Genomic DNA, 12,262 nt, shown 5'->3' with positions numbered 1-12,262 from the left:
TTGTAAATTACATATCCTTACGACCTTTTTGCGAGAAGGAGATAGTTAACACCCATGTCTTTTGAGCGATTCCAGCTGTCGTTTAAAGGGTTATAAGTAATACCTATCTCATCAATAACAGTCAGAGCGTTTTTTGATAAGAAATTTTTAAGTTCTAGAGGTTTTAGGAATTTTTTATAATCGTGGGTTCCTTTAGGAAGCCAACGTAGAATATATTCAGCGCCTACAATAGCAAGCCCCCATGCTTTCCATGTGCGGTTGAGTGTTGAGACAAACATCAACCCTTGTGGTTTCAACATTTTTGCTGTAGCTGCTATGAAGAGATTAACGTCAGCGACATGTTCAACAACTTCCATATTAAGGATAATATCAAATTTTTCTCCTTCATTGGCAAGTACTTCTGCTGTCGTCGTGCGGTAATCAATGGAAAGGTCATTTTGAGCAGCATGGGTTTTTGCGACTTCAATATTTGTTTGTGCAGCATCAACGCCTACAACCATAGCACCAAGACGTGCCATTGGTTCAGATAACAAGCCTCCTCCACAGCCAATATCAAGAATTTTCAAATTGTGAAAGGGCGTAAGTGAAGAAGGGTCACGATTAAACTCTAAACAGATTTTTTCTCTGATGTAAGCAAGGCGTGTTGGGTTAAATTGGTGAAGAGGTCGAAATTTTCCTTGTGGATTCCACCATTCTGTAGCAATACGTGAAAAGTGATCAATTTCACTTTGATCAATAGTTGTTTGTGTTTCATCGATCATGTTGCCTTCCTTTTATTTTTAATGATCAGGTCAAGTAGATTTTATACAAAGTCAAGAGAAATTAATATAATCATAATGAAACTTGCACAAATGATAGATATTCGCTATGTCGAGAAAATGGTTAGTTGATACAGCATCTAATTCTCATTACTGTTTGAGATAAGAGATGTAAAGGTAAGAGTGTTATTAATGGCGCGCATTGTCATGAAATTTGGTGGAACATCTGTAGCAAACATTGAATGTATTCATAATGTTGCACGGCATGTCAAAAGAGAGGTTGATGCAGGCAATGAGGTTGCCGTTGTCGTATCTGCGATGGCTGGTAAAACAAATGAACTTGTTCAGTGGACGAGTGATGCTTCCTCCATGCATAGAGATGCTCGTGAATATGATGTTGTGGTTGCTTCTGGTGAACAGGTTACTTCAGGATTGTTGGCTTTGACACTTCAAGAAATGGGGGTGAATGCACGTTCATGGCTTGGTTGGCAAATTCCTATTCATACAGACAATGCGCATGGCCGTGCACGTATTACTAATATTGATGGATCTTTTTTAATCGAGTGTTTTCAGGAAGGTCAGGTTGCCGTTATTGCTGGTTTTCAGGGGTTAGCTCCGGATAACCGGATTTCTACCTTAGGGCGTGGGGGATCAGATACAAGTGCTGTTGCTATAGCCGCTGCTGTACAAGCTGATCGCTGTGATATTTATACGGATGTGGATGGTGTTTATACAACGGATCCACGTATAGAACCGAAAGCGCGTCGTTTACCAAAAGTAGCTTTTGAAGAAATGCTAGAAATGGCTTCTCTTGGTGCAAAGGTTTTACAGGTTCGTTCTGTTGAATTAGCAATGGTTCATAAGGTTCGTACCTTTGTGCGTTCAAGTTTTGAGGATCCTGATGCGTTAGGCATGGAGGATTCAATGAGTTCTTCTGGAACACTTATTTGCGATGAGGATGAAATTGTGGAACAACAAAATGTTACTGGTATTGCTTTTGCCAAAGATGAAGCACAAATTTCCCTTCGTCGGCTTGCCGATCGTCCAGGGATTTCGGCAGCAATTTTTGGTCCCTTGGCTGAAGAACGCATTAATGTTGATATGATTGTGCAAAATATTTCTGAAGATGGCTCAAAAACTGATATGACTTTTACTGTACCATCATCAGATGTAGGAAAAGCCGTTACACTTCTTGAGAAGAATCGCAAAGAAATTGGATTTGATGTTCTCCAATTTGAAGGCGATCTCGCCAAGGTATCTGTGATTGGTATTGGAATGCGTAGCCATGCAGGTGTTGCCGCTACAGCATTTAAGGCTTTGGCTGAAAAGGGTATTAACATTCAAGCAATTACGACTTCAGAAATTAAAATTTCTATTTTGATTGATAGTGCTTACACTGAACTTGCGGTTAGAACATTACATGCTGTTTATGCTCTTGATAAGGGATAAGTATTTTTTAGTTTCAACAAAGTTTCAATAACATAAAGCTTTAATATATGTTAATAATTTTTGTTAAGAACAATTTATATTTTTAACTTAAATAGAATATTTAATACAGCAAAACTCTCTCATTTTAAACTTGTTCATGATGAATTTAAAAATGGTCACTTATACATTACAAGAGAAAGATGTTTGGGTAAAAAATTGTTTAAGAAGGGATAAAAAATATGCCGTCTATAAACGTTTTAGAGCCTATAGAGAGGGATGGAGAAGTCTTTACGATAAGCCTTAATGGAATAAGGAGCAGTGCACAGTGTTTATTCAAAAGATGCATGTTGCATGAGGGACAGCCCCGTCAATACAGATTTAATATTATAAATCTTAGAGAAATTAGAGCTCATTAGATTAATGATGGAATTACCAAAAGTAAAATTGATGATGTATTTTCTATAGATGTTTAGTTTATCTTCAAATGATTGTTTATGACTTTATGTGTATCTTGAAAAGTTAATTTTTTCCATATTATGAGGCAATAAAAAAATCTATCTCTATAGACAATATTTATGTTTACGCTATACGTTATAAAATTACTATATCTTATGCGTTTATAGCTTCTTCAGAAGTACTTTTCATAAAATTATGTAACTATAGATCAAAATTAATGATAATGTTACAAGTGTGTTGCTTTTATTAATTAAATTTTTTTTCATGTCTATTTCTCTTTTTTGAATTATAATTAAGATTTTCAAAGTTTTTGATACCTCCATATGTTCTTTAGGTTAACTTTCTTCCCTTAACTACTCTATTATAAGTATTTTCTGTGTCATACTGCCAACCACGCATGAAATACATTCTTCCGTTTTTTCAGTATATCGTGCTAGTTTCTTTATCGTGTTTACATATTTTGCAAATGGTGGTCTTTGTAAGCAAAACTCTTCTTGTGAGAAATATAGCCATATTATTTTACTCTTTTTGTATTTTATGTGGCGTTGTATAAATTCGAAAGTCTCGGAAATAGTGCTTTTTAAATTATCTGTGAAGAGTATTTTATGGTATCAAGAAATATAGAGCGAGCTCTTTAAACAAAAAGAAAATAAATATCAAATAAGAGCGCGAAAAGGGGAGAACAACGATATACATGCTCTATTTTTCCACCAATCATATGTTTTAGAATAGTCTAAATGACTAGGGTTTTCTTTTTTCCCGCGAGTTAATTACTTAAACTAGAGTGCTTCCTATGGAAGCATGCTTCAAGTTTAATTCTTTCATGGAGTGAGACAAGTGATGTGTCGATGATAAAAAACGGGAATATTTTTATCCAAAAATAATGTGCTTTTAAGAAGATAAAAATTAAAGTTGTTTAGAATACCGGCAATAAAATCAATAACGAGGAGGGTGGTTTATTGGGAAAAATAAGCCATGGAATTACTTAACTGATTATTGAACTTTGCTTATTCTTATCTTTTTCTTATTATTAAACATAATATATTGATTTATAATAATTAAATTCTTCTTTATAGTGAATCATAGTCCCAATAAAAAACAGCTTTTCTGAAACCACGAAGCCTTTATTGAAACAATTAAAACCATTTCTGTGTATATCATGAGTGGAGCTGGTACATGAGTAAAAGATTATTGAAGAAAGGAATAAAAATATCTCTTATGATTCCTCTCGAGTGTCAAAGGTTGTTGCAACATTAGAGGCTAGTAAATAGTATGATGACGTTAGTTTTCTCCTTCATAAGTGTAAAGATGAGGCGAGACAACGGATTTTACATTAAATATCGTCCGAATCGAACAAATGGGCAAAATTACTTTTTAGAATTTCTGCATAAAAATGTATTTTCAGTTAGTTTGTTAGGAACTATGAGAAATTCCTTTATTGCGCTTAATATAAATAAATCCATATCCCAGACCGATAAGGGCAGATAAACCAGAGCCACAAAGGACTCCAATTTTTGCCGCATCAAGCAGAATAATATCTTTAAAAGCGAGCATTGAAACAAAGATAGACATTGTAAAGCCAATTCCTGCTAAAAAACCAATGAGTAAAACACCTGTCCAGGTCATATGAGGGGGTAGGCGGCATAGTCCTGATTTTACAGCTATATAACTGGCAGTGATAATACCAAGAGGCTTACCGATGAAAAGACCAATGACAACACCCAGAACAATCAAGAATGATTTGTCAGAAGAAAGATCAAAGTTTGCAAAACTTACTCCTGCATTTGCGAAGGCAAAAACTGGCATGATAACGTATGCAACCCATGGATGCAATGCTTTTTGAACACGAGTTACTGGGGCAATCATGGCCCGTTGTCCTTTGCGCATCTTTTTTAATGCTGTTGAAATATGATGCAGATCTGTTTTTGTATTTTTTTCTTGAAGAATTTGCATAGCGTTACTGAGCATGGTGAGTGGCGCTACAAGAGTACGGGTAGGAAGAACGGGAGTCATCATCCCTAAGATTACGCCAGCAAGCGATGGGTGAACGCCTGTTGCCATTAAACCCCACCAAATGATTGCACCAGGTAAAATGTAAAGCCATGCTGATGCAAGCCCAATCCACTGAAAAAATAGTACCAAAGCAATACCCGCTCCTGCAATCATTAAACCGCTAGGATCAATGTTTGTTGAGTAGAAAAAAGCAATAATAAGAACAGCGATAATATCGTCAATAATCGCTAATGATAGAAGAATAATATGAAGATTAGAAGGGATTTTTTTTCCGAGAAGAGCTAGAATACCTAGAGCAAAGGCAATATCTGTTGCTGTTGGCACAGCCCAACCGCGCATATGTCCCTCGTTAAAATTGAAGATAAAGTAAATAATTGCAGGAACACAAACGCCCCCTATTGCAGCAACAATTGGTAAGATTGCTTGTTTAAAATCGGCAAGAGCACCTTCATGAATTTCTCGTCGAATTTCCATTCCTGCGACGAGAAAGAAAATAGTCATAAGGGCATCATTAACCCAGAAATGTAAATCCCATGAAAGAGTGAAATGACCCAAATTAAAGCCAAGAGGTGTATGCCAAAAAGATTCATAGAAAGCAGCATATTTAGAATTGGCAAAAATAAGTGCAGAAGCAGCAGCTAATAAAAGAACAACACCACTAAGAGCTTCAATATGGAGAAAACGCTCGATAGCAGAAAGCGCTTGATTGGTGACACGAGAAGCGCGATTAGGCAGGCGATTTGAAGATAAACCAGACATGAACAACTCCAAGCATCGACAATTTTAGATTCTATATTCTCTGTATAAATAACTCTGTATGATACCTTCTGTATCATATAAAAGAAAAAAGAGGAATAAAGTTCTTAATTTATAGACAAGATCATCATGTTTAAAGCACAAAATGTTTAAGGCGATGCTTCATTTTTAATAGTAAGATGTACTTTGCTTAAAGCCTTGGATAGATCATTTTGTAGAGCAGATTCGAGATCAACTATTGCGAGACCTTTATTATCTTTTGCTTTAATTTTAACGATCAATGTTTGTGGATTTTTAGCAAATTCTCCTAAGGATTTTGAAATTTTTTCTGCTTCGTCATGATTTTTTAGCAGAATTTTTGGGGTCTGCGTCATCATTAGATAGAAATCGTCATAAAGTTCCTTTTTAAGATCATGTTGGCTGTCATTAAGATTTTGCGCAAGATAAGAAAAAAGCTTATCAATGAAACCTGCATCAGTATATTGTATATCAATTTCATTAATGCCAAGATCTTGAGACGCAGCAATCATTATATTTTTCTGACCAGAAAAAAGCTTTTCATCAACATCAATAACCTTAGCCGAGATGTTCCCAGATCCAACGTTTTTCATATTGAAAGACATTGTATCAAGAAAGAGCATACGTTTTTTTTCATCGTAAGAAATATCAATTTTTCCTGAAACATTAAAGCGCTCAAAGTTCAGATTTTTGAAAAACTCTAAGTCTTTTTCATTCATTTTTTTAGGTAGAATGGAAAGGTTGTTGAGAGAAAGAAAAAGCTTTTTAGGGATAGGTTGTTTCCACAAACTTGGTTTGAATTGGAATGATTCGAGCGTTGCTTTCAACTGCGGTATATCAACGGTGATATTATCAACTTTGGCATCCGCTGAGGTAATGGCGAGCAGTATGTTTAGAAGAAGACCATTTTGTGCAACTTTTTCAGCGATTTTATTATTCTCTTTTCTTGCATTAAGATAAGCTTTGATTAATTTTTCAGGAGTTTGTTCAAGCGGTTTCATCTTTAAACCAGATGTTTTAAACTGCCCAAGGAAGAAAGAGCTATTTTTTTCTGCTTCTTCAAAAATATCAACACTTATATTATTCAGAGAAATGGGGCCAGTAACGGTTTTACCTTGATTGAGAGCATTGTTTTTTCCAAAAATGATAGAATAGGCATAGTTGATGTCGATATCATGGGCTTTTATTGTATCACTTTTAGCCATAAGTTGCATCTGTTTGGCACCATTTGCTACGACCGTTTTAAGATCCATATTTTTGATACTAACTGAACGGATATGGTTATTTCTAAAATCAGAAAGCTGGAAATTCTTGATTTCAACCGTTTCTGTTTGGTTATTTTTATTTTCTATAGAAAGTTGTATATTGGGAGCAATAATTGAGGAAAGCTCAATACGCATCATTGATTGTAAAAGACGTGATGTTATCGTTCTATCTTTTTCTTTTAGGGATACACTCCGAAGAGAAATTTGGGGAATTTGCACATGAATATTATTATGCTTTAAATCAACATTATAAAATGTAAAAGTTCCGGGAATAAAGGAAAGAGGAGGACGGGCAGAAATGGCACCAATTTTAAGTGATGTACCAGCTGGAACGGGTAATGTCACATTCTTCAAGTTGACTTTACCTAGAATGCTTACTTCAGATGTTTCGGCTTTTATGGCACGACGGGCTATTTCTTGTCTTACAAAACTGTCAAGATAGGGTTTTGCGATATAAAATCCACCAACAATTATAATTGCCAAGATAGCAACAAATCCAATAATGCAAGTGAGCCAATATCTGAGGTTACTTTGATACCCACTATTAAGATTGACCATTCTTTCTTCTTTCATTTTTATCACTCTTTGAATTGAGAGTGAAGATAAATTCTTTTAAGCAACGACAAAGGTTTAAATATAGCGTGTACCAGTTTCAACAATTATCTACTCTCTATATTAGAGTTATTCTCATCTTTTTTGCAATATAGCTTTATCAACTTTTATCAATTTTCTTTGGGTTCAGCACTTTATAGAAAAGCACGCATAATAAGGAGAGGTGAGTTTATGCGCATCATAATTGTTTATCACTTTAAAATTATCCTAAAATATTCCGATGTCTGCTTTTATCTTGCTGCTGTTTATAGGAATATTTAAAACATAAAAGATATGTTTTTGTTCATTAATTTAATGGGGAGAAGTGAGTGTTATGACAGAAAATCAAATAATGGCCTTTTCGATCATTGGTCTCATGATGGTTGTTTTTATTTGGGATCGATTTCGTTATGATCTTGTTGCTATTTGTACATTATTAATAGCTTGTGCCCTTGGTCTTGTTAGCCCGAAGGAAGCGTTTAGCGGTTTTAGTAATGATATCGTTATTATCGTGGGGAGTGTGTTTGTTGTCAGTACTGCTGTATCTCGCTCTGGTATAATGGAATTTATTATTCAACGGATATGGCCCGATGTGAAATCGGTGCGTCTTCAATTAGCTTTTTTGGTTCTTTCTGTTGTCGTATTATCAATGTTTGTTAAAAACATTGGTGCTTTGGCGATTATGCTTCCGATAGCTTTTCAGTTTGCACGTCGTTCTCAGGTTTCTCCTTCTGTCTTTTTGATGCCCATGGCCTTTGGTTCTTTGTTGGGAGGGCTTATGACACAGATAGGAACATCTCCTAATGTTGTTATTTCAGCGATGCAAGAGCGTTTAGCAGGAACACCTTTTACTATGTTTGATTTTACACCAGTTGGTGCGGTTATTGCGACGGCTGGTGTTGTATATTTGGTCTGTTTTTATTGGCTTTTGCCTGTGCGTGTGCGTTCAGGTGTATCATTTGATGATGCCATTGATATCCGTAATTATGTTGCAGAAGCGCATATTCCAATAAATTCACCGATTGTGGGGAAAAATATTGTTGATTTGGTTAAGCCATCAAGTGGTGATGTTATGGTAATTCAAATTATCAGAAACAAAGTATCTATTTCACCATTACCAGATTTTGTTTTGTCTGAAAATGATATTATTTTGCTGGAAGGGTCACATACAGGGTTAGATAGCGTGATGAACTCTGCTCGTTTAGAGTTTTCTAAGGGGCGAACTATTGCTGCAGGTGATAAGGACAGTGACATTGATATTATTGAAGCAGTCATTACCCATAATTCACCTCTTATTGGTATTAGTGCGAAAGAGTTTTCCCTATTTGATCGCTATAATGTAAATTTACTTGCGTTAAGTCGTCAACATGAAAGGGTGCGGGGAAGACTTGATGATATTATTTTCCATCTTGGAGATGTGATTGTTTTGCAAGGACAGGATGCAATTATTCCCAATTTATTAAGAGAATTGAAATGCTTGCCCCTAGCAAAACGAAATATTGTGTTTGGAAATTTACGACATGGTTTCATCTCTTTAGCTGTTTTATTTATAGCAATTATTTTTACAGCTTTTCATATTGTTCCAGTTGCTTTTTCTTTCTTTTCTGCTGCTGCAGCAATGGTGATCTTTCGTGTTTTGCCCGCGCGTGATCTGTATCAGGCATTAGATGGTCCAATACTCGTACTATTAGCGGCTCTTATTCCAGTGAGTGAAGCGTTAGAGAAAACAGGATGTACGGATCTCATTGGTCAATGGCTGAGCCAATTGGCAATATTTTTCCCGCCATCTGGTGCTTTAGCGCTTATGTTGGTGACAGCTATGTTGGTTACGCCATTTTTGAATAATGCAGCAACAGTGATGATGGTAGCACCAATTGCGTCAAGTTTTGCTCATTCCCTTCATTATAAGCCTGAAGCTTTTTTGATGGCTGTTGCAATTGGTGCGGGATGTGAGTTTCTTACACCTATTGGACATCAAAGTAATATGCTCGTGATGGCGCCAGGAGGATATCGTTTTAGTGATTATCCACGTTTGGGTGCTCCATTGGCGGTGTTGATCGTTATTATTGCTGTTCCAATGCTTATGTGGGTTTGGCCCTTACAATAGGATATTTTTAGAAACTTTAAGGATCAATTACAAAAGGTTGTTAATCGTATGAAGATAAGTTGAAGGGATACACTTTATATAAGGAGCTTTAACTGAATATAAAGAGCTTTAACTGAAGATTTGGAATTATACCACACTTTAATCATGGCGCTTCGGTATTTTTGATACAGATAAAAATTTATTTATTGGGTTTTAAGGGACTTTCATGGAAAATTACCTTTTTTCAAGAAGTGGTTTTTCTATTATAATTCTATAATCCAATACAACCAACGATTGCGGTTGAAGACTTTAAAAGATTATCTCTCTATATAATGGGGAGAAAATCTGCTTGAGATGATAGGCAATCATGATAAATATTAAGGCAGTGAATTTTTCATAAGACTCAATATATGTAAAAGCTGTAATATGTACAAACAGGGTGCTTATATCATTTTCGATTAAGACTGTTGCAAAAATCCGATTGAATTGGCTACATGTTGATTTAAAATAAATAAACGAGCAATTTAAAGATTTTTAGTTAATTAGGACTACCATCTTTATCCATTTATGCGTAAAAGCACAGATAAAGTAACTTTTTTCAAGGTATGATATATGTCGTATGATAGTTTTATTGCTGAAGTGAATGCAGAATTTCGTCAGGAAAAGGCGCTTGCTTTTTGGAGACGGTATGGTTTTTCAATTATTGGAGCAGTTATTCTTTTTATATTCATGATAGTTGCTTATCAAGTTTATCATCATACGCAAATAAAGAAAGCTGGTTATATTGGTGATGCATTTGTAAAGAGTCTTGATCTTGCGAATACACGTGATTTTGATAAAGCGATAAAGCAATTAGAAACTGTTAAAACCTCTCATTTTGGGGGGTATCCTTTTCTTGCTCGTTTACGTGAGGCTTCTTTACTCATGGAGAAAGGTGATATTATTAAGTCAGTGGAGATCTTTGATTCTATTGCAGCGGATGAGAAAGCACCGCAGATTTTGCAGAAAGTTGCAAAAATTCGGGCGGCTTATATTCTGGTTGATACAGGGACATTAGCTGATGTTGAAAAGCGCATCAAAGATATGGCAAGTGATACCGATCCTATGCGTATGTCTGCAAGAGAAGCTTTAGGCTTAGCTGCCTATAAGGCGGATAAAATGGATGAGGCGGTTTATTATTTTAAAAAAAATTCTGAAGAAGGTGCTTTGGGTTCAAAAATAACAGATCGGGCTCGAATGATGCTTGAGCTTATACAAGCTGAGGGCAAGGCAAATAAGGAATAAATCGATGAGCCTTACCATTGCTATCATTGGTCGTCCCAATGTTGGGAAGTCGACACTATTTAATCGTTTGGTTGGGCAAAAATTGGCTTTGGTTGATGATAAGCCTGGTGTAACACGTGATCGGCGTATTCATGCGGCAAAACTTCAAGATCTACGTTTTGATGTGATTGATACGGCTGGGCTGGAAGAAGCAGGTGATCATACACTCGAGGGGCGTATGCGTTCTCATACAAAAGTTGCAATTGATGAAGCGGATCTTATTTTATTTGTATTTGATGCAAAGAGCGGAATAACACCAAGTGATTTAAATTTTTCTTCATTGGTTCGCAAATCAGGAAAGCCAATTGTGCTTGTTGCCAATAAGTCTGAGTCAAGAGCGGCAACAGGAGGAGAGTATGAGGCGTGGTCATTAGGTTTGGGAGAGCCGTGCCCAATATCGGCTGAACATGGTTTGGGACTTAGTGATCTGCGTGATGCAATTATAGATGCTGTTGGGTCAGAGCATGCTTTTGGCAACAACAAAGAAGAAAATAGGATGATACAGCCTGCATCTGTTGGTGATGATGTAAAGGATTTGGAAGAAGAGGAGCTTATTTACGATGAAAGTAAGCCCATTAGGATTGCGATTGCGGGGCGTCCCAATACAGGAAAATCCACTCTTATTAATAGTATGTTGAAACAAGAGCGATTGTTAACAGGACCAGAAGCAGGACTCACGCGTGATTCTATTTCTGTAGATTGGGAATGGCGTGGTCGTCATATTAAACTTTTTGATACTGCGGGTTTACGTCGAAAATCGAGAATTCAAGAAAAATTAGAAAAACTATCTGTTGCAGATACTTTGCGTGCTATTCGTTTTGCAGAAGTGGTGGTCATTGTTTTTGATGCAACGATACCTTTTGAAAAGCAGGATTTACAAATTGCTGATCTTGTGATTCGTGAAGGGCGTGTTCCAGTTATTGCTTTCAATAAGTGGGACCTTATTGAAAACAGTCAGACTACATTGATTGATTTGCATGAAAAATGTGCTCGATTTCTTCCTCAAGTTCGTGGTTTGAGAGCCGTTCCTTTATCAGGACAATATGGTCAAGGGATTGATAAACTGATGGAAAATGTCATGATGATGCACCGTGTATGGAATCGTCGCATTTCGACGGCTAAATTGAACCAATGGCTTGGAACTGTTGTGGCACATCATCCACCTCCTGCGGTTTCTGGACGTCGACTTAAGGTTAAATACATCACACAGGTTAAGACACGTCCTCCTGGATTTATGATTTCTTGCTCGCGTCCCAAAAGTATGCCACAGTCGTATTTGCGTTATCTTGTCAATGGGTTACGTGAAACATTTGATATGTCTGGTATACCCGTTCGCATATCATTACGAGCCTCTGATAATCCTTTTGCGACACGTTCCAAGAAGAAATGATAACTCTTTAATTTTTTGAGTGAATGAAATCTATACTTAAGAATCTTAAAAGTAAGTTTTTTCAATGATCTTTCTTTTCATAAAATTAAAATTTTATTTGCTAAAGTTTTAATTTTATTGATGATCATTTATTTGCATGTCATGAGAAGAGTGTGATAGGGAGTATTTAAGAAAGAGT

At 36.2% G+C, this 12,262-nt stretch carries 7 protein-coding genes; 4 read left to right on the top strand and 3 right to left on the bottom strand.

The window, feature by feature from the left end; translation table 11 throughout:
* Positions 1-17: 17 nt before the first annotated feature.
* Positions 18-761, bottom strand: coding sequence for a bifunctional 2-polyprenyl-6-hydroxyphenol methylase/3-demethylubiquinol 3-O-methyltransferase UbiG (gene ubiG / locus ACFILN_RS07515; protein ID WP_273790390.1), 744 nt, complete (start codon positions 759-761; stop codon positions 18-20).
* A gap of 189 nt (positions 762-950) precedes the next feature.
* Here ubiG and ACFILN_RS07510 point away from each other — a divergent pair, with 189 nt between their 5' ends.
* Positions 951-2,207 carry an aspartate kinase gene (locus ACFILN_RS07510; RefSeq protein ID WP_375671202.1) on the top strand — a complete coding sequence of 419 codons (1,257 nt, stop codon included), beginning with the start codon at positions 951-953 and terminating at the stop codon, positions 2,205-2,207.
* A 1,848-nt stretch (positions 2,208-4,055) separates the two neighbouring features.
* On the opposite strand, the gene nhaA is transcribed toward ACFILN_RS07510, so the two are convergent.
* Both nhaA and ACFILN_RS07500 read right to left on the bottom strand, forming a co-directional pair.
* Positions 4,056-5,414 carry a Na+/H+ antiporter NhaA gene (nhaA, locus tag ACFILN_RS07505; RefSeq protein ID WP_273790392.1) on the bottom strand — a complete coding sequence of 453 codons (1,359 nt, stop codon included), beginning with the start codon at positions 5,412-5,414 and terminating at the stop codon, positions 4,056-4,058.
* A gap of 146 nt (positions 5,415-5,560) precedes the next feature.
* The gene (locus ACFILN_RS07500) at positions 5,561-7,267 is read right to left on the bottom strand and encodes a hypothetical protein (protein WP_375643342.1); all 1,707 of its coding nucleotides are present in this window, start codon (positions 7,265-7,267) and stop codon (positions 5,561-5,563) included.
* A gap of 352 nt (positions 7,268-7,619) precedes the next feature.
* Between ACFILN_RS07500 and ACFILN_RS07495 the strand changes: the two genes are divergently transcribed.
* The 3 genes from ACFILN_RS07495 (at position 7,620) to der (ending at position 12,084) form a co-directional block, all read left to right on the top strand.
* Positions 7,620-9,392 (top strand): SLC13 family permease, encoded by a 1,773-nt coding sequence (locus ACFILN_RS07495; RefSeq protein WP_375631015.1) that lies wholly within the window; start codon positions 7,620-7,622, stop codon positions 9,390-9,392.
* Between the two features lie 591 nt (positions 9,393-9,983).
* Positions 9,984-10,655 carry a tetratricopeptide repeat protein gene (locus ACFILN_RS07490; protein ID WP_273790395.1) on the top strand — a complete coding sequence of 224 codons (672 nt, stop codon included), beginning with the start codon at positions 9,984-9,986 and terminating at the stop codon, positions 10,653-10,655.
* A 4-nt stretch (positions 10,656-10,659) separates the two neighbouring features.
* Positions 10,660-12,084 carry a ribosome biogenesis GTPase Der gene (gene der / locus ACFILN_RS07485; protein ID WP_273790396.1) on the top strand — a complete coding sequence of 475 codons (1,425 nt, stop codon included), beginning with the start codon at positions 10,660-10,662 and terminating at the stop codon, positions 12,082-12,084.
* The last annotated feature ends 178 nt before the right edge of the window (positions 12,085-12,262 follow it).

It is taken from the genome of Bartonella sp. CL434QHHD (genome assembly GCF_042195145.1).
GTDB lineage: Bacteria > Pseudomonadota > Alphaproteobacteria > Rhizobiales > Rhizobiaceae > Bartonella.
This window is presented reverse-complemented; position numbering and strand designations above follow the sequence as displayed.